Raw genomic sequence first — 21,623 nt, forward strand, 5'->3', positions numbered from 1 at the left:
CGCGAGTTCGTCGCGGTTGCTTGGTAGGCCCGGCAGGCGGCTTCCCCACCACCTGCCGGGCCGTCTGTGGGTCAGCCCGAAGGAGTGGGCTGATCGTGGGTGGCGCGTTCGAGACGGAGCATGGTGATCTCGTTCTCGAAGTCGTCCACCGAGTCGAACGCGCGGTAGACGGAGGCGAACCGGAGGTACGCCACCTCGTCGAGCGCGCGCAGCGGGGCCAGGATGGCCAGCCCGATGTCGTTGGCAGCGAACTCCGCCTGACCGCTGAGCCGCAGCGCGTCCTCGACGTCCTGGCCGAGGCAGGCGAGCTGGTCGTCGGAGACCGGGCGGCCCTTGCAGGCCTTGCGGACGCCGGCGATCGCCTTGTCGCGGTGGAAGGGCTCGGTGGCGCCGGAGCGCTTGAGCACCGTCAGCTGCATCTTCTCGACCGTCGTGAAGCGGCGGTCGCACTCCGAGCACGTACGACGGCGACGGATCGAGCCGCCGTCGTCGGCGACGCGGGAGTCGAGGACCCGGGTGTCGGTCTGCCGGCAGTAGGGGCAGTGCATGGTGGGTCTCCTCTCGCGTCGCTCTCGGGTGTTCCAGGGCGCGCTTCATACACCCGTACAACGGGGTGGCGCCTGGGGATGTTCCTGTGGACAACTAGCCTGAGCCTGTGAGCATCTTGCTCTGGCCTGTGCACCAGATGTGGATAACTACAGCGGTGTAACTACTAGATGTAGTGGTAACCGTACGTCCCGACCACAACGCTTGGCAAGCGAATGCTGAGGTTGTGCTGAGGAATTTCCGGGGGTCGGTAAAACCGCAGGTCAGTGCCCTCTGCTGGTACGTGCCGGCGGCGTGTCGAGGTCGCCAACTGGACCAATGCCCTGTCCCACTCAGGTCACATCCGCCACAATGTCCCCGTGTCCACGGGGAAGAGAGCAGGGTCGCGTCGCGGCTCCCGCCCGCCCCGCCAGCTGAACAGGACGGCGCTGCTCCTCGGAGCCGCGATCACGCTCTGCGTGATCGCCTGGGGCTACCTCGTCTACGCCGCCATCGACTTCGGTACGGCGGCGCGCGAGAGCTCCGCGGGCTCGACCTGGGCCTTCATGGCGCTCGCCTCCCTCGGCGCGATCGCCTGCTTGTTCGTCGGGTTCCTGCTGGTGGCGCGGCTCATGCGGGCGCTGGGGGTCACGACGGACCCGGAGTCCGCCTCGGACTCCGATCCGACCCCGCGGCCCGTCGGCGGGAAGCGCGCCGCCCGCTAGCTCGAAGTCCGCTCGTGGATGCTGCGAGTGGAGTTCGACCTGCCGCCACGGCCTACTGCAGGACGAGCTGCGGGAGGGCCTCGACGACCTCGAGGTCCTGGGCGGCGCCGGGTACCCAGACGGTCGACGGAATCGTCTCCGGCGGACCGCCGTTGACCGTGAAGCTTGCGTCGCCGTACTGCGTGTCCACGCTGACCGCGACCTCGTCGACCTGCTCGTAGACGTGGGCGACGTCGAGGTGAGGGAAAGGGGCGCCGGGACCGGTCGTGGTGGTGGACGTGCCGTCGCCGAAGTTCCAGCGGTAGGCGATGGGGCGGGCACTGACGACAACGTCCGACTCCACAAGAGTCACGGGGATGTTCGTGAAGTCGGTGTTGGAGGTGTAGAAGTTCGTGTCCAGGTTGACCAAGGTCTTGCCGTTCGGAGGCTGAACCACCAGGGCAGAAGGCGACCAGCCAAGGGATTCGAAGGCCTCGATAACGAGGGCCCTGATGGGCGGGGGGTCGTCTACAGCAGTGGCCTCGCCCGCGCTCAGGCAGGCTGTGCCGACGTTCTCGCCGTCTCTGAAGAGCGTGTAGCGCGTGCCGGGGATGCCCGCCGCGGTCGTGCAATCTTGCGGGTTGAAGCAGATGCCCTCAGGAGTACGGCCGTCGTCCTTGCAGATCTGCCTGACGGTCCACTTGGCGGTCGGGTACTTGGCCTTCTCCGCCTCGACGGCAGCCGACGAGTAATCGCACGTCTCGCTTGCATTGAAGATGCTCGAGGCCTGCCCGCACCCCGCAACCGCCGCGTCTGGCGTGAGGAGCAACAAGAACGGTGCAACAAGGGCGAGGACGGCGACGCGGAGACTCATCACTCTGAGACCTCTGCGGTCCGAACGACGAGCCACGATGTACCGGCGGACTCAAGCTGGATTACGTGAGGAGTACGCCCACCGTCCAGACGCTTCCACGGGGCATCCGATGATTCACGGAAGCGGGTAGGAGCGGAGCGCTCAATGACTCTGAACTCGTCCGACGCTCCGTTCTCTTCGATGCTGAGGATCGTCCAACCGTCCCACTCGATGGCGCCACCGGCTGCGTAGATCTGCTCCACGCGATCAGCGGTCTCGCTGCAGGACTCACAGGCCGGCCCCAACTCGCGGAATGGCCCGGTCTCGCCCGTCGCCTGCATTTCTTGCAAGGCGTCGGCCCACCGCCGGATGAAGTCCTCCGCACTCTCCGCCTCCGGCGTCTCCGACTCCGTGGCCGTCGGCGAGGGCGAGGAGCTCGTCGGGTCGGGGATCTTGGGCGTGGGCTCCGGCTCCTCCGAGCACCCGGCCAGGAGCAGGGGTACCACGAGGGCGAGCGCAAGGGCGCGGCGTACGTGCATGAAGGAGCCTTCCGAGAACAACGTCAGCACCGTGAAACTACCCACTTCGATGCGTGTCCAACCACCCCTCGCGTGAGATCTGTGGACAACGTGCCGCACCCAGGGACCGCCTCGAAGGTGGCGGCAGACGACAAGATTCGGCGCCGCAGGCATGTCGTATGCCGCCACCCTCGGCAGCCGGATGTCGTACGCCGCCACCCCCCGGCGGACCGCCCACGATCTGCCGCCACCCCCGCCACGCCCGCCGGCGCCTGAAGGAGCCCGGTTCGGGATCGTGGAGTCCCTGAGCCGGTAGGTGACTCATGAGCTCCACAATCGTGTGGGAGTCACCGCTGAAGCGGTGACTCCGACGCGGGTGGGCCGACTCCCACGCGGGTGGGCCGACTCCGACGCGGGTCGGCCGACCCCAACACCCACGCCCACACCCACACCACCGCAACCCAGAAATGCGCTGAGGGGCGGGCCACCAGGCCCGCCCCTCAGCTTCCCCTTGGTTCCACCAGCCGGGGTCGAAGCGGCTGATGGAGGCCTCACACGTCAGTCGGAGACGACTGGAACGCGGAGCTTCTGGCCGGCCTGGAGGCCGGCGGACTCGAGCGCGTTGAGCCGCTCGATCTCGTTCATCGCGGACCGGACGTCACCGTCGGTCGCGATCTCGCTGGCGATCCCCCACAGGGTGTCGCCCGGGCCGACCTGGACGATCTCGGTCGGGATCTGCTCACCGGCCGAGTCGGTGCCGACGGCGCCGCCGGCGAGGGCGAAGGCGACCGCGAGGACCACGAACAGCGAGGTCAGGAAGACGACCAGCCGGCCGCGTCGGGTCAGCCGGACGCCGGAGCGCAGCTGGACGGGTGCGGCAGCAGCGGTGCCCATCGAAAAGGCGGGGGCAAGACTGAGGGTGCTCATTGTGGCCTCCTGGGGAAGATCAGCCGGTCGTTGTGTCGAGTCGATGTCTAGTCGGAGCCACCGACAGTGGCCGTGAGACCGGGTCGGTGTCGATCAGACGTTCGATCGAACATGTGTACGACGGTAGAGCACCTGTTCGAACAGGTCAAGCACCCGGACGAACAAATGTTCGAGCCGCTCGCACGGGCCACTCGGCGGTGCCGGAGGGGACCAACGGACCTGTCGCATGCCACCCGTCGGGCGAAGGATCGAGGGGACACGACGCACGGACACCGAGAGGGAGACAGCCATGTCACGCAAGAAGGTCCTGGTCCTCGGGGGCAACTTCGGCGGGCTCACCGCCGCCATCACGATCAAGCACGAGCTCCACGGGGACGTCGACGTGACGGTGCTGTCGGCCTCCGACGAGTTCCTCTTCACGCCGTCGCTCATCTGGGTGCCCTTCGGCAAGCGCACGCGCGCCGACATCACGTTCAAGGTCGGGCCGACCTTCGAGGACCACCAGGTCGACTTCGTCCACGGAGCGGCGACGGGCATCGACCCCGTCGCCCGACGCGTGGAGTCGACCGCCGGCCCCCAGGACTACGACTACCTCGTCATCGCCACCGGCTACCGCAACCGCTTCGACGTCATCCCCGGACTCGGCCCGGACGGCAACGCGCACACCATCACCACGATGGACGACGCGATCCGTGCCGGCGAGGGCTGGCGCCGCTTCCTCGACGACCCGGGCGACGTCGTCATCGGCGCGACCCAGGGCGCAGGCTGCTTCGGGGCGGCGTACGAGTTCCTCTTCAACATGAGCTACCAGCTGCGCAAGGCCGGGCTCCACAAGCAGGTCAGGCTGACCTACGTCAGCGCCGAGCCGTTCCTCGGGCACTTCGGCATCGGCGGGCTCCCGCACGGCGAGACCCTGCTCGGGATGTTCCTCAAGAAGGAAGGAATCGACGCGGTCCTCGACACCGCGATGGACCACGTCGACGAGGGTCGGCTCACCTTGGCCGACGGCCGGACGCTCGACTTCGGCTACGCGATGATCATCCCGCCGTTCTCCGGCCAGGAGGTCGTCTCCGGGAGCACCGACCTCACCGACGCCAACGGCTTCGTGAAGGTCCGCGACACCTACCAGAGCGAGAAGTTCGACGACGTGTACGCCGTCGGGGTGGCCGCCGCGGTCGACGTGCCGTGGCAGACGCCGACGCCGGTGGGGATCCCCAAGACGGGCTTCCCGACCGAGCAGCAGGCCCACGTCGCGGCCAAGAACATCGCCGCCCAGATCCGTGGCGAGGTGCCGCAGGAGCACAAGGCGTTCGGTGACATCCCGGCCGTGTGCGTGATGGACGCCGGCAACAACGGCGTGATCATCCTCGCCGACAAGATGCTGCCGCCGCGCAAGCACGGCGTGCTCATCCCCGGGCCGCAGGCGCACCTGATGAAGCTCGGCTTCGAGAAGTACTTCCTCTGGAAGATGCAGCACGGGCAGGTCCGCCTGCCCTGACCCGAGCGAGGCCGGATCAGCGCTTCTTCATCGCCCGCCGCCCCTGGGCGGCGAAGACACCGGCGGCGTGCTGGGTGACGCCCGGCGCCAGCGTCGTCGTACGCATGAGTCCCCCGCGCCACGTCGGCAGCGCCCGGACGACGCGGCGCGAGCCCACCAGGGCGACCGCGGCCTCGGCGACCTCGGCGACCGACAGGATCGCGCCGCCGGACCAGGTGAGCTGCGAGCCGAGGCCGTCGGGGTCCTGGGCAGCGAGCATCGCGGTGTCCGCCCCGTCCGGGCACAGCGCGTGTACGCGCACCCAGCGCGGCGTCTCGGCGTTGACCGACGCGGTCAGCGAGACGACCGCGGCCTTGGTCGCGGCGTACGCGCTGTAGCCCGGCACCGGCCCGAGCCCTGCGATCGAGGCGATGTTGACGACGTCCCCGCCGGCCGACCCGAAGGCCGCGATCGCCGCGCGGGTCCCCCACATCGTCCCGAGGAGGTTGACCTCCACCAGCCGGCGTACCTGCTCGTCGCTCAGCGACTCCAGCGTCCCGTCGTCACCGACACCCGCGTTGTTGAACCACGTCGCCAGCCGCCCGTGCCGCGCCGCCTCGGCCGCCACCGCGCGGTGCGCACCGGGATCCCGTACGTCGTGGGCGAGGCCCGCGACCGCGCCGATCTCCTCGGCCGTCGCGACGGCGGCCGCTGCGTCGATGTCACTGATCACGACCCGGTGGCCGCGCGCGACCATCAGCTCTGCGATCCCGCGCCCGATCCCACGAGCCCCACCTGTCACGACGCACGACGTCTCCATGGAGGGCAGGCTAGCGACACGCGGGTTCGAACACGTGTTTGATCCGCACGCGTCCGGAGGGCTACGGTGAGGTCCACCACCCCGCCTGTTGTCGACCTGAGGCAGGTGGCAACCGCGTCGGGAGGACCCAGCATGGCCACGTCAGGCAAGAAGTCGGACGACAAGAACGTCATCGAGATGCCCGACGGTCCCCCGGACGCGACCGGGCTGACCCCGCGCCAGCAGCGCGTCCTGGCCACGATCAAGGACTCGATCGAGACCAAGGGCTACCCGCCCAGCATGCGCGAGATCGGTCAGGCCGTCGGCCTCACCTCCTCGTCCAGCGTGGCCCACCAACTGCGCGTGCTCGAGGGAAAGGGCTTCCTCAAGCGCGACCCCAACCGGCCCCGCGCCCTCGAGGTCTTCCTGCCCGAGGTGATGGCGGCGCGCCGCTCGATGTCGAGCAGCGACGAGTCGAGCGTCGACGAGACCGGCATCGGCGACATCGTCCCGACCGCGGTCAACATCCCTGTCGTGGGCCGGATCGCCGCCGGTGGCCCGATCCTCGCCGAGGAGCAGGTCACCGACGTGTTCCCGCTGCCCAAGCAGCTCGTCGGCGAGGGCACGCTCTTCCTGCTCGAGGTCTCCGGCGACTCGATGGTCGACGCGGCCATCTGCAACGGCGACTACGTCGTGATCCGCCAGGAGCAGACCGCCACCAACGGTCAGATCGTCGCTGCGCTCATCGACGGTGAGGCGACCGTCAAGACGTTCCAGCGCAAGGACGGCCACGTCTGGCTGCTGCCGCACAACGACGCGTACGACCCGATCCCCGGCGACAACGCCACGATCCTGGGTGTCGTGACGGCGGTGCTGCGGAGCCTCTGAGGCCGCGGTTTCGACACGGGCGCGGGGCGCCCTGCTCAACCAGCGGGGGCCGGGCGCGGGGCGCCCTGCTCAACCAGCGGGGGCCCGGCGCGGGGCGCCCTGCTCAACCAGCGGGGGCCCGGCGCGGGGCGCCCTGCTCAACCAGCGGTGAGCAAGGATGGCTGGCATGAGCGACATCCAGCAGTCCTACGACTACGTCATCGTCGGTGGCGGGGTCGCCGCCGCCAGCGCCGTGAAGGGCATCCGCTCCGGGGACGCCGGCGGCACGATCGCCGTGATCGGATCCGAGCCCGACAAGCCGGTCTACCGTCCCGCCCTCTCGAAGGACCTGTGGCTCAAGGACGACGCCACCCTCGAGGGCAACTCGCTCGCCGGTGACCTGGACGACGACGACCGGGTCGACCTCGTCGTCGACACGACCGTGACGCAGGTCGACCCCGACGCCCACGCCGTACGCCTCGCCGACGGCACCGAGGTCACCTACGGCAAGCTCCTGCTCGCCACCGGCGCCGAGCCCCGCACCCTGGCCGTCGACCCCGGCCCGCGGGTCGTCTACTACCGCACCGCCGCCGACTACGAGCGCCTCCGCGCGCTCGTCGGGCCCGACAGCCACGTCGTCGTGGTCGGCGGTGGCTACATCGGCTCGGAGATCGCCTCCGCACTCGTGCAGAACGACGTCGCCGTCACGCTGGTCCTCGACCTCCAGGACGTGCAGGAGCAGATGTTCCCGCGCGCCCTCGCCGCGAGCCTCACCAAGTCCTTCGCCGACCGCGGCGTCACCGTCGTGCACGGCTCCGTCGCCAGCGGCGACGACACCGGCGAGGGGATCCGGATCCGTCTGGAGGACGGCACCGAGATCACCGGCGACGCCGCGGTCATCGGGGTCGGCGTGCTGCCGCGCACCGGCCTCGCCGAGGCCGCCGGTCTCGACGTCGACAACGGCATCGTCGTCGACGAGCACCTGCGCACCAGCGCCACGGACGTGTACGCCGCGGGCGACGTCGCGTCCTACCCCGACGTCCTCCTGGGGCGCCGCCGCGTGGAGCACGTCGACCACGCCGAGAAGTCCGGTGAGGCGGCGGGCAAGGCCATGGCGGGCTCGGACGACCCCTACGACTACACCCCCTTCTTCTGGTCCGACATCCTCGACGCCGGCTACGAAGCGATCGGCGAGACCCGGAGCGACCTCGAGATGGTCGAGGACTGGAAGGACGGCCAGATCGGCACCGGCGTCGTCTACTACCTGAAGGCCGGCCAGGTCCGCGGCGTGCTGCTCTGGAACGTCTGGGACAGCGTCGACCAGTCCCGTGACCTGATCGCCGAGACCGGCAACAAGCCCGTCTCCGACCCCGAGTCGCTGCGGGGGCGGATCGCGTTCGGCTGACGCGGTAGCCTCGCGCCGATGTCCTCCCCTGATCCGCAGGTCTTCCGCACCCGCCCGGGCAACCGGCGTCGGTTGACGCCGCCGGGAGAGGCGGAGCTCGACCGGCTGGCGGCAGCGGGCGAGGCATCGGGCTGGCTCAGCCCGCTGGCGTACAACCTCACCGTCAGCCACAGCCACCGGTTCGTCTGGTACCGCGTCGCCAAGGTCGCGACCCGCAGCATCCGCCACCATTGCGAGACCCACGGCGTCACCCTGGACGTCGACCACGCCATGCGGGTGCGCTACCCGCTGGCGTCGTACGACGACTACTTCACCTTCGCGTTCGTCCGCGACCCGCTGGACCGGTTCGTCTCGGCCTGGCACGACAAGGTCGTCGACCACAACTACTACGACTTCGACGCCGCGACCCACGCGCGCATGCAGAGCGTCGAGGAGTTCGCCCGGTGGACCGCGACCCACGACCTCGCGGCCGTGCCCGGCACCGACCAGCACCTCACGCTGCAGAGCCGGATGATCGACCTCAACCGCGTCGACTTCGTCGGCCGGCTGGAGACCTTCGGCCGCGACTTCGCCGAGGTGTGCGTCCGGATCGGGGCGCCCAGCGAGCCGAGCGCCCCGCAGAACCAGACCGCCCCGGGCGGCCGCGACCGACAGGCCTCCGACGAGCTGCGCGCGCTGGTGGCGCGGATGTATCGCCGCGACTACCAGGTCTTCGGCTACCCCGTCCCAGGGGAGTCGGCATGAGCCTCGACCGTCCGAGCTTCCCGACGGTGCGCCTCACGGAGGGGTACGACATCGAGGAGGTGGACCGCGCTGTCGAGAGGGTCCGGGTCGGCCTCGCGTCGCCGTCGCCGACGATCGGTCGGAGCGAGATCGAGGGGCTGCGGTTCACCCCGGTGCGCCTGCGTCCCGGCTACGAGATGGCAGCGGTGGACGACTGGCTCGACGAGGTCGTCGCTGAGCTGGCCCGTCGCCGTGGCGAGCCGGCCGTGGCGCCCCAGCAGAGGCTGACGCCGATGCCGGCGGCTGCGGCGGAGCCGTCGGTGGCAGAGCCGTCGGCGCGGTCCCAGACCACCGGCGACCTCCTGCAGGCGGCGCTGATCATCGCGGTGGTCGTGGGCGCCGCTGTGTGGCTCTACGTGCCCGGTTCTGACCCAGCCGCTGGAGCGCCGATCGTACGAGTGCGGGGTCGGTCGTCGACCACATCGGCGGCAGTGACGCCTTGAGGAACCGGCCGTAGCGCGCCGTCTCGAGGCGCGGGTCGAGCACCGCCACGATGCCGCGGTCGGTCATCGTACGGATCAGGCGGCCGGCGCCCTGGGCGAGCAGCAGCGCCGCGTGGGTGGCGGAGACCTCCATGAAGCCGTTGCGTCCGGCGGTGTCGGCCGCCTTGGCGCGCGCCGACATCAGCGGGTCGTCGGGACGCGGGAAGGGGATCCGGTCGATGATCACCAGCTGGCAGGTGTCGCCGGGGACGTCGAGGCCCTGCCAGAGCGAGAGCGTGCCGAACAGGCAGGTGTGCGGGTCCTCGACGAACTGCTTGGCGAGCTCGGGGAGCTGCGCGTCGCCCTGGGCCAGCGTGGTGAGGTGCGGCAGTCGGGCGCGTACGGCCTCGGCAGCGGTCTCGGCCGCGCGGCGTGAGGAGAAGAGCCCGAGGGTGCGTCCGTCGAGGGCGTCGACGAGCTCGCAGATCTCGTCGAGCTGGGCCTGGCCGAGGCCGTCACGACCGGGCTGCGGCAGGTGGCGGGCGACATAGAGGATGGCCTGCTGGCCGTAGTCGAAGGGCGAGCCGACGTCGAGGCCCTTCCACGGCAGGGCCGTCTCGTCCTCGGTGGTCGCGATCTGGTGGCCGAGGCGCTCGGTGGGCTTGAGGCCCAGCGTCGTCGCGACCGCGCCGAAGTCGCCGCCGAGCATCAGCGTCGCGCTGGTGAAGATGACGGTCTTGTCGGTGAGCAGCTTGTCGCGCATCGGGCCCCAGACCTGGAGCGGCGCGATGTGGAGCCGCGCCGGGAACCGGTCGCGCGCCTCGCCGAGCCACAGCACGTCGGCCTGTGAACCGGCGGCCATCCGCTCTGCGTTGACGAAGATCTCCTGCACCATCCCCTTGGCCTGCGTGCGGCCGGCGTCGCCCTCGCCCGCCTCGCCCCCGGACTCGCGCGGGAAGGCCGACAGGCAGGCGCGCGCGGCGTCGCGGACCAGGACGAGCGCGTCGCTGAGCTGGGTGGGGACGTCGTCGATGCGCCCGGCGGGGATGGCCTCGAACGCCTCGGCCAGCTGGCCGGCAGCGTCCTCGAGGTCGCCGGCCGGGTCGCCGTCGGCGCTGTCGGTCCAGCGGATCGCACGGCGGGCGGCACGCTCGATGTCGGTCGCGGCGAGCTCGTCGGTGGCGGCCTGGGTCACCCGCGCAGTCAGCTCGTGGGCCTCGTCGATGACGACGGTGTCGTAGTCGGGGATCATCGGCACGTCCTCGATCGCGTCGATCGCGAGGAGGGAGTGGTTGGTGACGATCAGGTGGCTGCGCTGGGCCTTCTCGCGCGCCAGCTCGGCGAAGCACTCCGCGCCGAACGGGCACTTGCTCGCGCCGAGGCACTCGCGGTGGTTGACCGAGACCTGGCGCCACTCGCGGTCGGTGTGGCGCGGGGCGTTGTCGCGCTCGCCGCTCGCGTTCTGCTCGCTCTCCTCCTCGGCCCACGCCCGGAGCTCGAGGACCTTCTCGGCCATGGGGCCCAGCGGCACGTCGACCAGGGTGCCCTGGTCGTCGGGGACACCGGACCGCACCCGGTGCAGACAGGCATAGTTGGAACGGCCCTTGAGGACGGCGTACGACGTGTCGACGCCCTTGACGCCCTTGACCGCGTCGACCAGGCGCGGGAGGTCACGCTCGACGAGCTGGTGCTGCAGCGCGAGGGTCGCGGTGGCGACGACGACGCGCTTGTCGTGGAGCATCGCCGGGACGAGGTAGCCCAGGGACTTGCCCGTGCCGGTGCCGGCCTGGACGAGCAGGTGGCGGCCCTCCGACATGGCCTCCGCGACCTCGTCGGCCATCTGGACCTGGCCGTCGCGCTGCTGTCCGCCGAGGGCCTCGACGGCCTGCGCCAGCACCTCGGCCACGGGACTGCCGACGGGGGTGGTGGCAGTCACGGTCTCGGGCACCAGAGAACCCTACGGGGCCACCCCGACACCACGTCGTACGCCATCCACAACGCGCCGCGGCAGTGCCGCGGCTCACGCGATCAGTTCTTCTTGCGGCCGATCTGGCGCTCGATGCGGCGCTCGGGCTGGCCGAGGACCTTGGCCAGGATCTTGACCCGGTAGCGGTAGGCCACGACACCGAGGACGACGATCAGCAGGAACCAGAGCATGGGACGAGCCTACGCCCGCCCCGGTGACCGGGTGGCTGGGTCGACCGACGAGTGGGGGTGCGCCAACTCGTGAGTTGGCGACCTGGGGGCCAGAAGGGTGGCCCGGACACGACCCAACCCGCCAACTCACCAGTTGGCGGACCAACTCGTGAGTTGGCGGCACGACGACCAGGTGGGGGAAGTCTTGCGCAGGTGGGCCGTTGCAACGGCCCACCAGTGCAGGAGTCACCGCTCAAGCGGGGACTCCTGCATCAGCAGACAACCTCAGACGACGGCGCCGGAGTCCTCGGGCGCCCGCTCGACCTTCTCGCGCTTGACGCGGCTCATCGGCCACTTCTCCTGGAAGTAGGTCAGCATCGGCGTGGCGGTGAAGACCGAGGAGTACGTGCCGACGACGAGGCCGACCAGCAGGGCGATGGCGAAGTCGCGCAGCGAGTCGCCACCGAGCACGGCGAGCGCAGCCAGGATGAACATCGAGCCGAGGCCGGTGTTGACCGTGCGGGGCACGGTCTCGATGGCGGCCTTGTTGGCCAGTGCCGTGAAGTTCTCCTCGGGCCCGGAGCCGTGCCAGCGCTCACGGACGCGGTCGAAGACGACCACAGTGTCGTTGACCGACAAACCGACGATGGTCATGGCCGCGGCCAGGAAGATGCCGTCGATCGGCTTCTCGAGCCAGGCGAAGAGACCGACCACGAGCACCACGTCGTGGGCCATCGCGAGGACGGCGGCGATGCCGAAGGTCCACTTGAAGCGGATCGCGAGGTAGAGCAGCTGGGCGAGGAACGCGACCCCGAAGGCGATGAGCGCGTTGTTGCGCAGCTGCTCGCCGAGCGAGGCGCCGATGCGCTGGTCGTCGATCTTCTCGACGGTGCCACCGACCTTGGCGAGCTCCTCCTCGATCCGCTGCTCCTCGTCGTTGCTGATCTCGCCGGTGCGGACGGTGAAGTCGGCGGTGTCGGCGGTCTGGACGACGGCCTCGGGGAAGCCGGCAGCGGCGACGGCGTCGCGCGCCTGGTCGATGCTGACCGTCTCGCTCACGGTGTAGTCGAGCTGGCGACCACCGGTGAACTCGACACCCAGGTTGAGCCCGTTGACGACGATGCCGGTGACGGCGATGACCAGCGCGACGCCGGACACGGCCAGCCAGCGGCCACGGTTCTTCATGATGTCGGGGGCGGACTTGTCGAGCCAGGTGCGCACCTTGCCGATGTTGCCCAGGCCGCTGATCGCCGGACGGTCCGCGACGGGCTTGTTGGCCACCGCGACGTCGCACAGCACGCGGGCGATGATCAGCGCGGAGACCATCGAGGCGATGACACCGATGGACAGGGTGACACCGAAGCCCTTGATCGGGCCGGAGCCGAGGAAGAAGAGCAGGCCCGCCGCGAGCAGGGTGGTGACGTTGGAGTCGATGATCGCGCTCCACGCCTTGTTGAAGCCGACCTGGAGCGCGCGGCGCAGGCCCGCGGACGGGTACGCCTGGTACTCCTCGCGCGCTCGTTCGAAGACGAGGACGTTGGCGTCGATCGCCATGCCGATGGCCAGCACGAAGCCCGCCAGTCCGGGCAGGGTCAGCGTGGATCCGAGGCCGACGAGCATGGCGTACGCCAGCAGCGCGTACGACGTCAGCGCGATCGTCGCCATCAGGCCGACGAGGCGGTAGACGATGATGATGAACAGGCCGGTCAGGATCAGGCCGATGATGCCGGCCTCGATCGAGGCGTCGATCGCCGCGGCACCGAGCGAGGGGCCGACGAGGCGGTCGGAGATCGCCTTGAGCTCGAGCGGCAGCGCGCCGCCCTCGATCAGCGCGGCGAGGTCCTTGGCGTCAGTGGACGTGAAGTTCCCCGTGATGTCGGTCGCGCCACCGCGGATGCCGACGTTGCAGCCGACACCGGTGTTGACCTCGGGCGAGGAGATGACCTCGCCGTCGAGGACGATCGCGATGCGTCGCTTGGGGTCGCCGGAGGGGTTGCACGCGGCCTTGCCGGTGATGTCGGCCCAGGTGTCGCCACCCGAGCCGGCGAAGTCGATCGCCACGACCCACTCGACGCTCTGCTCACGCTGGACCGCGCTGGCGCCGCCGATCTGGTCGCCCTGGATCACGGTGGGGCCGACCTCGAGGGTGTCGCCCTGGTCGGAGGGGAGGACGAGGTTGTTCTTCTTGCTGGGCTCCGCGTCGGGCTCAGCCGTGGCGAGCACCTCGTGGATCGTGAGCTTGGCGGTCGTACCGATCCGCTCCTCGGCCTCCTGCGCCTCGGCGTCGTTGGTGACGCCCGGGAGCTCGACGAGGATCCGGTTCTCCCCCTGGCGCGCCAGGGTGGACTCGGCGACACCGAGCGCGTCGACGCGCCCGCGCAGCACCTCGAGGGTCTTGTCGACGTTCTCGGCGTTGGCCGGGGTCTGCTCGGTGCCCTCGGCCTCGAAGACGAACTGCGCCCCACCGCGGAGGTCGAGACCCAGCTTGGGCTGCACGTTGACGGCGAGCGCCGCGCATCCTGCGAGGAGACCGAGAACGAGGATGAAGCGGATCCAGACACCACGTGACATGCGCGACATACTCCCTTACGGCCTTCGATCGCCCGAATCCGGGCGCCGACTGCCCAACGCACGACCGCCCCGGTTGGTTCCGCCGCGGTTCGAGTCCCTTTCGACCGTCAGGCAGGAGTCAGCGGGCGTACGACGCCAGCTCGCCCGCGAGGTCGGCGTTGGCGCGCCCGACCACGAGCGTGCCGTCGCCGGTGTGCTCCATCGAGCCGATCTCGGCCTCCTGGTGGATCCGGTTGACCAGGTCGCCGCGCTCGTAGGGCAGCAGCACGTCGAACTCGACCTGGGGCCGCGGCAGCTCGGACTCGATCGTCGCGAGCGCGGCCTCGATGCCCTCACCGGTCTTCGCGCTCACCACGACGCTGTGCGGCTCGCGCGCCCGCAGCCGGCCGATCACGATCGGGTCGGCGGCGTCGGCCTTGTTGATCACGATGATCTCGGGGACCTTGGTGGCACCGATCTCGGCGAGCACCTCGCGCACCGCGGCGATCTGGCCCTCGGGGTCGGGGTGCGACCCGTCGACCACGTGCAGCAGCAGGTCGGAGTCGGCGACCTCCTCCAGCGTCGAGCGGAACGCCTCGACGAGGCCGTGCGGGAGGTGGCGTACGAACCCGACGGTGTCCGACATCGTGTAGATGCGGCCGTCGCTGGTCGTCGTACGACGCGTGGTGGGGTCGAGGGTCGCGAAGAGCGAGTCCTCCACCAGCACCCCGGCGTCGGTCAGCCGGTTGAGGAGCGAGGACTTGCCAGCGTTGGTGTAGCCGGCGATCGCGACGCTGGGGATGTGGTTGCGACGGCGCGACTGGCGCTTGACGTCGCGGGTGCCGCGCAGCTCCTTGAGCTCCTTGCGCAGCTTGGCGATCTTGGTGTTGATCCGGCGGCGGTCGGTCTCGATCTTGGTCTCACCGGGACCGCGGCCACCGATGCCGTCACCGCCGGCAGCCCGACCACCGGCCTGGCGCGACAGGTTGCCGCCCCACCCGCGGAGGCGCTGCTTCATGTACTGCAGCTGGGCCAGCTCGACCTGAGCCTGGCCCTCCTTGCTCTTGGCGTGCTGGGCGAAGATGTCGAGGATCAGCGCGGTCCGGTCGACGACCTTGACGCCGATCTTGTCCTCGAGGTTGCGCAGCTGGCTGGGCGCGAGCTCACCGTCGCAGATGACCGTGTCAGCGCCCGTGGCCTGCACGATCTCGCGGATCGCGTCGACCTTGCCGCGACCGATGTAGGTCGCCGGGTCGGGCGAGTGGCGCCGCTGGAAGATGGCCTCGAGCACCTCGGATCCGGCGGTCTCGGCGAGCAGCGCGAGCTCGGCCATCGAGTTCTCGGCGTCGGTGACGGTGCCGCCGGTCCAGACGCCGACGAGCACGACCTTCTCCAGGCGGAGCTGGCGGTACTCGACCTCGGTGATGTCCTCGAGCTCGGTGCGCAGGCCGTCGACGCGCCGCAGGGCGTGCCGCTCGGCCAGCTCCTTGGCCCCGAGCGTGAGCTCCTCGGGGTCCGCCTCGTCCCAGCTGTCGTCGTACGACGTGTCGTCGGCGTAGCCGGACTCGAAGTCGTCCGGTGCGACGTCGAGGCCCGCATCGAGGTCGCCGTCCAGCTCGATCGCGTCGTCGTCCCAGGCGCGGGTGGCGTCGAGGGCGTCGCGGAGGTTGAAGTCAGGTGCGTTCGTCATATGTCGACAAGCCTAGGTCGCGGGGCTGACCTGCGCGAATGACTTTGCCGACACCACTGCTCCGCGTCGGCCCGTGTGCGCCCTCAGCGGCGGATCCGGATCGTCCTGGACCGGGTGCTGCCGCACTCGGCCGTCGCGGCGACGTACTGCCGGCGCACCACGACGTAGTAGCGGCCGGCGGCGCGGGGTGCCCGCGTGCGGAATCGCCCCTGTGACCGGGTGGTGACCACGACCAGCTTCTGGTCGCGACCGGGCCGTCCGCGCTTCACCGTCACGCTGACCCCCACCGCGCACACGGACAGGTCCGACCTGACCTTGCCGAGCAGCCGCCCCTTCTCCTTGCGCAGGGTCGCCCTGGTGGTCACGGGCGGGCAGCCGGACGCCGTGGCCGCCGGCACGAGGACGCACCCGTCGGCAGCGTCGGCGCGACCGTCGTCGTCATCGTCCGCGTCGCACGCGTCGCCGAGCGCGTCGGGATCGGTGTTGGCCTGGGTCGGGTTCGACACCTGCGGGCAGTTGTCGGCGGCACCGACCACGCCGTCGCCGTCAGGGTCGCCGTCGCACGGGTCGCCGAGTCCGTCGCCGTCGACGTCCGCCTGGTCGGAGTTGGGCACTCCGGTGCAGTTGTCGCCGTGGTCCTCGACGGCGTCGTCGTCCTCGTCGCAGATGGTCTGGCTGACCCGCAACGACCACGACACCACCCGGCCCTCGACAGCGGCCCAGTTGTCGACGAGGAGCCGCCACGTCCCCTCAGCAGGGGTCCCGTCGTGCGCGGAGAGCGGCACGTCCGGGACGTAGGTTCCGGCCGGGGACTCCGCGCCGTAGGCCGTGCCGGCCTCGTCGTCCCACGTCAGGGGCCGCACCTGCGGACCGCTCCCGGCCACGCGGCGCTGGACGATGGTGGGCGACCCGACGTGCGCGAGGCGCACGCGCAGCTGGGGGGCGTTGTCGTGCACGATCGCGAACGTCACGTCGACGTCCTCGACCAGCGACGTGGTCGCGGGCGCGGCGACCTCGAACGCCGTCGTGGTGAACTCCCCGGCGGCGCTCGGCGCCGCCGCGATCACCCCGGCGGCCCCGGTGAGGACGCGGACGCAGGGCGTCGGCGTACGCGCCTGCGCAGGAGCCACCCCGGTCATCCCCGCTGCGACCACCGCGCCCACGAGCGCGCCGACAACCATCCGAATCCCCCGACTCATGCCGGGCATCCTAGGTCAGGTCAGGCGCGGTGGCGTCCCGCCGCGACCGGTTGCTGACCGTCGAGGAAGCCGGTGTCGATGAACTCGTGCGCGGCAGCACGTACGTCGTGGGGCGTGAGCCCGGACCCCACCGCCACGACGCGCACGCCGGCCGCGTGGAGCCGGTGGACCAGCGGCAGCGCGGACGTCAGGTCACCGGCGATCACCACCTCGTCGACGGCAGCATCACGGGCGATGTCGACCGCGTCGATGGTCATCGCCACCAGCGCCTGGTCGTCGTCGTCGGCGAAGTGGTGGAAGGAGTGCAACCCCTCGCGTCGCATCTGCCCGACCCAGTCGCCGAGCGCGTCGCTGTTCCAGTCCGCGTAGGCGCGGCAGACGTTGACCGCACCGCGCTCCGCCAGGAGGCCCAGGAGCGCGGCCGCCGTGTCGGCCGGGATCCGGCGGGCGTCGATGAGCAGCGCGACCCGGTGCACCTGCTCGGTCTCGGCGGCCGTCGGTCGCTGCGGCAGGCGCGGGACCCCCACGACACTCCCCGTGCTCGCGGCCGAGCCGTCGACCGGCGGCGCGCCCCCGACGAGGTCAGCGCGCTCGGAGACCCGCGTGAGCGTCGTGCCCACGACGTACGCCCCTGGGTCGGCACCCGTCTCCGGTCCCTGGGTCTCCGGGTGGCCGAGGTCCGGCGCGGGCGCGACCCGGAGGATGCTGTCGCGACGCACGCGTTCGTGGACCTTGGTCCCGGTCGCCATCCAGCGACGGACCAACGACGTCAGATCGCCGTCCTGGATCGCGTCGCGGCTCGCCGCGTCTCCCGTGTCGGCCGCTCGACGCGGCTCCACCATGTGTGTCATCTGCTGCCCCCCACAGGCCTGAAAAGAATGCTTCCCCGCAAGCACCTTCCACCCGGACCGAAGAACCCGGTCGCGGCTTGACAGAATCTAGGGAGTTCGGCCTAGACCAGTGGGCATGGGCCTGCTCGCGCAGCCAGGCCGTGGGGAACTACTTCGGGGGCATCCGGATGCCGCCGTCGACGCGGACGGTCTCGCCGTTCATGTAGGAGTTGGTCAGGCACTCGACGACCATGCTGGCGAGCTCCTCGGCGTGCCCGAGGCGCTTGGGGAACAGCACGTTGGCGCCGAGGTTGGCCTTGAACTCCGCCGGGTCGGGGAACGCGTCGTAGATCGGGGTGTCGATGAGCCCCGGGGCGACGGTGTTGAGGCGGATGCCGGCGGCGGACAGGTCGCGCGCGACCGGGAGGGTCATGCCGACGACGCCGCCCTTGGACGCGGAGTACGACGCCTGGCCGATCTGGCCGTCGAAGGCGGCGACCGAGGCGAGGTTGACGATCGCGCCGCGCTGGCCGTCGGCGTCGGGCTCGTTGCGGCTCATCACCGTCGCGGCCTGGCGGGTCATGTCGAAGGTGCCGATCAGGTTGATCTCGACGACCTTGCGGAAGGCGCCGAGGTCGTGGGCGGAGTCGAGCAGGCCGTCGCGGCCGATGGTGCGCTGCGCCCACCCGATGCCGGCGGAGTTCACACAGGCACGCAGCGGCGCGATCTCGGCGGCGGCCTCGACGGCGGCGGCGACCTGCTCGGTCTTCGTCACGTCGACCGACGCGAAGATCCCGCCGATCTCGGAGGCCAGGGCCTCCCCCTTCTCGGCGTCGATGTCGGCGACGACGACCGTGGCGCCCTTCGCGGCGAGGGCGCGGGCGACCGCGGCGCCGATGCCGCTGGCGCCGCCGGTGACGATGGCGGTGGATCCGGTGATGTCCATGTCCCGGATCCTATGAGGCGGTCTCGAGACAGCCGACCGCGCCTTCGTCCCTCAGCCGCGCGGCCACTCGACCTGGCCGACCGACGCGCCGACCTCGTCCCTCGGTCGACGCTGGTCGACTCAGAGGTCGGTCTCGCCCTCCGCGACCAGCACGGCCGGACCGGTCATCAGCATCCGCCCGTCGTCGGTCCAGACGATGCTCAGCGTGCCGCCGGGGACGTCGACCCGGTACGGCGTACCGCGGGGCGCGTCGTCGGCGATCGAGGTCACCACTGCCACCGCGCAGGCGCCGGTGCCGCAGGACCGCGTCTCGCCGGCCCCGCGCTCGTGGACCCGCATCGCCACGTGGTGCTCGCCGCGACGTACGACGAACTCGACGTTGACGCCCTCGGGGAAGATCGCGTCGTCGTGCTCGGGCTCCTCCTGCAGCGCGCCGGCCTCGGCGAGGTTGTCGACGAAGACGACCGCGTGCGGGTTGCCGGTCGAGACGTGCCGCGCGGGATAGGTCCTGCCCATCACCGTCACGGCCGTCTCCCCCAGCACCTCGGGGATGCCCATGTCGGCGGTGAGCTCGTCGCCGGCCGCGTCGAGCGTCTTCACGCCGTCGCGGGTCTGGATCTCCATCGGGAAGGGCTCGCCCTCGCGCTCGTGGAGGTAGCGCGCGAAGACCCGGATGCCGTTGCCGCACATCTCGCTGACCGAGCCGTCGGAGTTGCGGTAGTCCATGAACCACCCGTCCCCGCGGCGTACGGCCCGCAGCACGCCGTCGCCGCCGATGCCGGCACGGCGCTCGCACAGCGCCCGCACCCGCTCGGGTGCGAGGTCGCCGTGCACCGTGCCGTCGGGGTCGGGCAGCACCACGAAGTCGTTCTCGGTGCCGTGGCCCTTGAGGAAGGGGTAGCTCACGCCTCCAGTGTCCCACCCGACCCAGCACCGCGGCTGCGCCAACTCGCCAGTTGGCGAGTGGGGGGCTGTCACGCACCACGACAACCCACCCAACCCGCCAACTCACCGGTTGGCGGACCAACTCGTCAGTTGGCGGGACGGGTCGGTCAGCGGGGGTCCACCACCTTGGCGGACCCCTTGCCGCGCCGGCTGGGCTCGGCGACCGCGGTCAGCTGCTTGCGCGGACCGAACTCGATCGCCGTCGCGGCACCGATCTCCGCCGCACTGGTGAAGGCGTCACCGGCCGGGGCGAGGGTGTGCCCGAGCGCGGTCAGCGCCGGCCCGTAGGCGGTGATGAACGCCGGCTCGGCGGTCACGCTCGCGGTGTTGCGCTGGCTTGCGCGCGGCGCGGCGATCGCCTCCTCGATGCTCATGCCGAGGTCGACCCGGTTGACGATCATCTGCAGGACGGTGGTGATGATCGTGGACCCACCGGGCGAGCCGAGGGCCAGGAACGGCTTGCCGTCCTTGAGCACGATCGTCGGCGACATCGAGCTGCGCGGCCGCTTGCCGGGCTGGATCCGGTTGGGGTCGGCGGCGTCGTACACGGTCGAGAAGTCGGTCAGCTCGTTGTTGAGGAGGAAGCCGTGGCCCGGGACCGTGATGCCGGAGCCGCCGGTCTGCTCGATGGTGAGGGTGTACTCGACGACGTTGCCCCACTTGTCGGCGACGGTGAGGTTGGTCGTCGAGATGTTCTCGGTGTCGGCGTCGGTGGTGCCCTTCGCCGTCGCCGGCGCGCACACCCCGTCGTACGACGTGACGTCGCCCGCCGCGACCGGCTTGGTCGCCGCCTTGGCCGGGTTGAGGGCGCAGGCGCGCTCGGCGGCGAAGGTGTCGTCGAGCAGTCGCTTCACCGGCACGTCGACGTAGGCAGGGTCACCGACGTACTTGCCGCGGTCGGCGAAGGCCAGCGCGCTCGCCTCGAGGTAGTGGTGCAGCGCCGCCTCCGGGGTCATCGCGGAGAGGTCGTAGCGCTCGAGGATGTTGAGCGCCTCCCCGACCGTGGTGCCGCCCGACGACGACGGCGCCATGCCGTAGACGTCGTGACCGCGATAGCTTGTGCGGGTCGCCCGCTGCGAGCGCACCCGGTAGTCGCGCAGGTCGCGCGGCGTCAGGTAGCCCTTGGGCACCGGGAGCTCGGTGTTCTTCGTGGTACGGGGCTTGCGCACCACGTCGGACATCAGGCGGGCCAGCGGCCCGCGGTAGAACGCGTCGGTGCCGCGGAGCGCGATCGTGTCGTAGGTCGCCGCGAGGTCGGGGTTGCGGAAGATCGAGCCGACCGCCGGCGCATCGCCCTTCGGCAGGAACAGCTTCTTGGTGTCCTTGAAGGCGGCGAAGCGCTCCTCGTTGTCCAGCGTCTGCTGGCGGAAGGTCTCGTCGACGACGAACCCGCGCCGCGCGACCTTCGTGGCCGGCGCGAGCGCGTCCGCGAGCGACAGCGTCCCCCAGTTGGCGAGCGCCTTGTCCCAGGTCGCGAGCGTGCCGGGGGTGCCGACGCTCACGCCGCTGGTGACCAGGTCGGGGGTGAACGTGTAGGGCTTGCCGGTGGCCGGGTCGATGAAGGCGTCCTGCGGCATCTTGCGGGGCGCGGTCTCGCGGCCGTCGAGCGTGCGCACCTTGCCTGACTTCGCGTTGTAGTAGACGAAGTAGCCGCCGCCGCCGATGCCGGCGCTGTAGGGCTCGGTCACCCCGAGGGTGGCGGCAGCGGCCACGGCGGCGTCGACCGCGGTGCCGCCGGCCTTGAGCACCTTGAGCCCGGCCGCGCTGGCCTCGGGGTCGACGGTGCTGATCGCACCGCCCTTGCCGATGGCCGTGGGCTTCTTGGCCGTCGGCCTCGCGGAGACATCAGGGGCTGCACTCGGAGCCTGGGTGGACTGGGGAGTGGCGGTCGCAGGGGTCAGGACGACGAGACCGGCGAGCAGGCCGGTCGCGGTCGCAGCCGCGGCGAGGGACGTACGCATGTGCATGGGGGCGCCTTCCGAGAGAGGAGTGCCTCCACCCTGCCCCCCGACGGCGGTCGTGTCCACGCCCGAGGGGCGGGGTGGCG

At 70.8% G+C, this 21,623-nt stretch carries 19 protein-coding genes and 1 pseudogene; 6 read left to right on the forward strand and 14 right to left on the reverse strand.

Annotated elements, in window-relative coordinates:
- Positions 1 to 71: 71 nt before the first annotated feature.
- Positions 72 to 548 carry a transcriptional regulator NrdR gene (nrdR, locus tag BM127_RS02690; protein ID WP_091193905.1) on the reverse strand — a complete coding sequence of 159 codons (477 nt, stop codon included), beginning with the start codon at positions 546 to 548 and terminating at the stop codon, positions 72 to 74.
- A gap of 357 nt (positions 549 to 905) precedes the next feature.
- Here nrdR and BM127_RS02695 point away from each other — a divergent pair, with 357 nt between their 5' ends.
- The gene (locus BM127_RS02695) at positions 906 to 1,250 is read left to right on the forward strand and encodes a hypothetical protein (protein ID WP_139227586.1); all 345 of its coding nucleotides are present in this window, start codon (positions 906 to 908) and stop codon (positions 1,248 to 1,250) included.
- A gap of 52 nt (positions 1,251 to 1,302) precedes the next feature.
- Here BM127_RS02695 and BM127_RS02700 read toward each other — a convergent pair whose 3' ends face one another.
- The 3 genes from BM127_RS02700 to BM127_RS02710 form a co-directional block, all read right to left on the reverse strand.
- Positions 1,303 to 2,103 carry a PKD domain-containing protein gene (locus BM127_RS02700; protein WP_139227588.1) on the reverse strand — a complete coding sequence of 267 codons (801 nt, stop codon included), beginning with the start codon at positions 2,101 to 2,103 and terminating at the stop codon, positions 1,303 to 1,305.
- Positions 2,103 to 2,651 carry a DUF6318 family protein gene (locus tag BM127_RS02705; protein WP_139227590.1) on the reverse strand — a complete coding sequence of 183 codons (549 nt, stop codon included), beginning with the start codon at positions 2,649 to 2,651 and terminating at the stop codon, positions 2,103 to 2,105. Before BM127_RS02705 ends, BM127_RS02700 begins: the two co-directional genes overlap by 1 nt.
- Before the next feature lie 507 nt (positions 2,652 to 3,158).
- Positions 3,159 to 3,527 (reverse strand): LysM peptidoglycan-binding domain-containing protein, encoded by a 369-nt coding sequence (locus BM127_RS02710; RefSeq protein ID WP_091193916.1) that lies wholly within the window; start codon positions 3,525 to 3,527, stop codon positions 3,159 to 3,161.
- Positions 3,528 to 3,816: 289 nt separating this feature from the next.
- Here BM127_RS02710 and BM127_RS02715 point away from each other — a divergent pair, with 289 nt between their 5' ends.
- Positions 3,817 to 5,025 carry an NAD(P)/FAD-dependent oxidoreductase gene (locus tag BM127_RS02715; RefSeq protein WP_157829654.1) on the forward strand — a complete coding sequence of 403 codons (1,209 nt, stop codon included), beginning with the start codon at positions 3,817 to 3,819 and terminating at the stop codon, positions 5,023 to 5,025.
- A 16-nt stretch (positions 5,026 to 5,041) separates the two neighbouring features.
- Here BM127_RS02715 and BM127_RS02720 read toward each other — a convergent pair whose 3' ends face one another.
- Positions 5,042 to 5,824, reverse strand: coding sequence for an SDR family oxidoreductase (locus BM127_RS02720; protein ID WP_091193922.1), 783 nt, complete (start codon positions 5,822 to 5,824; stop codon positions 5,042 to 5,044).
- Positions 5,825 to 5,956: 132 nt separating this feature from the next.
- On the opposite strand from BM127_RS02720, the gene lexA reads away from it, so the two are divergent.
- The 4 genes and pseudogenes from lexA to BM127_RS22695 form a co-directional block, all read left to right on the forward strand.
- Positions 5,957 to 6,691: a transcriptional repressor LexA gene (gene lexA / locus BM127_RS02725; RefSeq protein ID WP_091193925.1), complete on the forward strand. Its 735-nt coding sequence runs from the start codon at positions 5,957 to 5,959 to the stop codon at positions 6,689 to 6,691.
- Positions 6,692 to 6,857: 166 nt separating this feature from the next.
- On the forward strand, positions 6,858 to 8,075 hold the full coding sequence (locus BM127_RS02730; protein ID WP_091193928.1) for an NAD(P)/FAD-dependent oxidoreductase: 1,218 nt from the start codon (positions 6,858 to 6,860) through the stop codon (positions 8,073 to 8,075).
- A gap of 18 nt (positions 8,076 to 8,093) precedes the next feature.
- Complete coding sequence (locus tag BM127_RS02735) at positions 8,094 to 8,819, forward strand: sulfotransferase family protein (RefSeq protein ID WP_091193931.1); 726 nt, start codon at positions 8,094 to 8,096, stop codon at positions 8,817 to 8,819.
- Positions 8,816 to 9,028: pseudogene (locus tag BM127_RS22695) on the forward strand (DivIVA domain-containing protein); the annotation flags it as partial. The gene BM127_RS02735 and the pseudogene BM127_RS22695, both read left to right, overlap by 4 nt.
- A gap of 148 nt (positions 9,029 to 9,176) precedes the next feature.
- Here BM127_RS22695 and BM127_RS02740 read toward each other — a convergent pair.
- The 9 genes from BM127_RS02740 to ggt form a co-directional block, all read right to left on the reverse strand.
- A complete protein-coding gene (locus BM127_RS02740) occupies positions 9,177 to 11,228 on the reverse strand; it encodes an ATP-dependent DNA helicase (RefSeq protein WP_231263108.1) in 2,052 nt (683 codons plus the stop codon).
- An 80-nt stretch (positions 11,229 to 11,308) separates the two neighbouring features.
- Positions 11,309 to 11,437 carry a hypothetical protein gene (locus tag BM127_RS22960; RefSeq protein WP_269212844.1) on the reverse strand — a complete coding sequence of 43 codons (129 nt, stop codon included), beginning with the start codon at positions 11,435 to 11,437 and terminating at the stop codon, positions 11,309 to 11,311.
- A 264-nt stretch (positions 11,438 to 11,701) separates the two neighbouring features.
- Entirely contained in the window at positions 11,702 to 13,987 is a 2,286-nt protein-coding gene (gene secD, locus BM127_RS02745; protein ID WP_091195390.1) for a protein translocase subunit SecD, read from the reverse strand.
- A gap of 118 nt (positions 13,988 to 14,105) precedes the next feature.
- A complete protein-coding gene (gene hflX, locus BM127_RS02750) occupies positions 14,106 to 15,656 on the reverse strand; it encodes a GTPase HflX (RefSeq protein WP_091193934.1) in 1,551 nt (516 codons plus the stop codon).
- Positions 15,657 to 15,739: 83 nt separating this feature from the next.
- The gene (locus BM127_RS22490) at positions 15,740 to 16,855 is read right to left on the reverse strand and encodes a thrombospondin type 3 repeat-containing protein (protein WP_198554476.1); all 1,116 of its coding nucleotides are present in this window, start codon (positions 16,853 to 16,855) and stop codon (positions 15,740 to 15,742) included.
- Between the two features lie 20 nt (positions 16,856 to 16,875).
- On the reverse strand, positions 16,876 to 17,697 hold the full coding sequence (locus BM127_RS02760; protein ID WP_157829655.1) for an NYN domain-containing protein: 822 nt from the start codon (positions 17,695 to 17,697) through the stop codon (positions 16,876 to 16,878).
- 157 nt (positions 17,698 to 17,854) lie between these two features.
- Positions 17,855 to 18,631, reverse strand: a complete 777-nt coding sequence (locus tag BM127_RS02765) for an SDR family NAD(P)-dependent oxidoreductase (protein WP_091193942.1) — start codon at positions 18,629 to 18,631, stop codon at positions 17,855 to 17,857.
- A 120-nt stretch (positions 18,632 to 18,751) separates the two neighbouring features.
- Positions 18,752 to 19,537 carry a diaminopimelate epimerase gene (gene dapF / locus BM127_RS02770; RefSeq protein ID WP_091193945.1) on the reverse strand — a complete coding sequence of 262 codons (786 nt, stop codon included), beginning with the start codon at positions 19,535 to 19,537 and terminating at the stop codon, positions 18,752 to 18,754.
- A 146-nt stretch (positions 19,538 to 19,683) separates the two neighbouring features.
- Complete coding sequence (gene ggt, locus BM127_RS02775) at positions 19,684 to 21,543, reverse strand: gamma-glutamyltransferase (RefSeq protein ID WP_091193948.1); 1,860 nt, start codon at positions 21,541 to 21,543, stop codon at positions 19,684 to 19,686.
- Between the last annotated feature and the right edge of the window lie 80 nt (positions 21,544 to 21,623).

This window comes from Nocardioides alpinus (assembly GCF_900112035.1).
In the GTDB taxonomy this organism is placed as follows: domain Bacteria; phylum Actinomycetota; class Actinomycetes; order Propionibacteriales; family Nocardioidaceae; genus Nocardioides; species Nocardioides alpinus.

Excerpts from the sequence above, each read along its gene's own strand:
- nrdR (WP_091193905.1), bottom strand. The coding sequence starts at position 548 with ATGCACTGCCCCTACTGCCGGCAGACCGACACCCGGGTCCTCGACTCC.
- BM127_RS02700 (WP_139227588.1), bottom strand. The coding sequence starts at position 2,103 with ATGAGTCTCCGCGTCGCCGTCCTCGCCCTTGTTGCACCGTTCTTGTTG.
- BM127_RS02710 (WP_091193916.1), bottom strand. The coding sequence starts at position 3,527 with ATGAGCACCCTCAGTCTTGCCCCCGCCTTTTCGATGGGCACCGCTGCT.
- BM127_RS02715 (WP_157829654.1), top strand. The coding sequence starts at position 3,817 with ATGTCACGCAAGAAGGTCCTGGTCCTCGGGGGCAACTTCGGCGGGCTC.
- BM127_RS02720 (WP_091193922.1), bottom strand. The coding sequence starts at position 5,824 with ATGGAGACGTCGTGCGTCGTGACAGGTGGGGCTCGTGGGATCGGGCGC.
- lexA (WP_091193925.1), top strand. The coding sequence starts at position 5,957 with ATGGCCACGTCAGGCAAGAAGTCGGACGACAAGAACGTCATCGAGATG.
- BM127_RS02730 (WP_091193928.1), top strand. The coding sequence starts at position 6,858 with ATGAGCGACATCCAGCAGTCCTACGACTACGTCATCGTCGGTGGCGGG.
- BM127_RS02735 (WP_091193931.1), top strand. The coding sequence starts at position 8,094 with ATGTCCTCCCCTGATCCGCAGGTCTTCCGCACCCGCCCGGGCAACCGG.
- BM127_RS22960 (WP_269212844.1), bottom strand. The coding sequence starts at position 11,437 with ATGCTCTGGTTCCTGCTGATCGTCGTCCTCGGTGTCGTGGCCTACCGC.
- secD (WP_091195390.1), bottom strand. The coding sequence starts at position 13,987 with ATGTCACGTGGTGTCTGGATCCGCTTCATCCTCGTTCTCGGTCTCCTC.
- hflX (WP_091193934.1), bottom strand. The coding sequence starts at position 15,656 with ATGACGAACGCACCTGACTTCAACCTCCGCGACGCCCTCGACGCCACC.
- BM127_RS22490 (WP_198554476.1), bottom strand. The coding sequence starts at position 16,855 with ATGAGTCGGGGGATTCGGATGGTTGTCGGCGCGCTCGTGGGCGCGGTG.
- BM127_RS02760 (WP_157829655.1), bottom strand. The coding sequence starts at position 17,697 with ATGGTGGAGCCGCGTCGAGCGGCCGACACGGGAGACGCGGCGAGCCGC.
- BM127_RS02765 (WP_091193942.1), bottom strand. The coding sequence starts at position 18,631 with ATGGACATCACCGGATCCACCGCCATCGTCACCGGCGGCGCCAGCGGC.
- ggt (WP_091193948.1), bottom strand. The coding sequence starts at position 21,543 with ATGCACATGCGTACGTCCCTCGCCGCGGCTGCGACCGCGACCGGCCTG.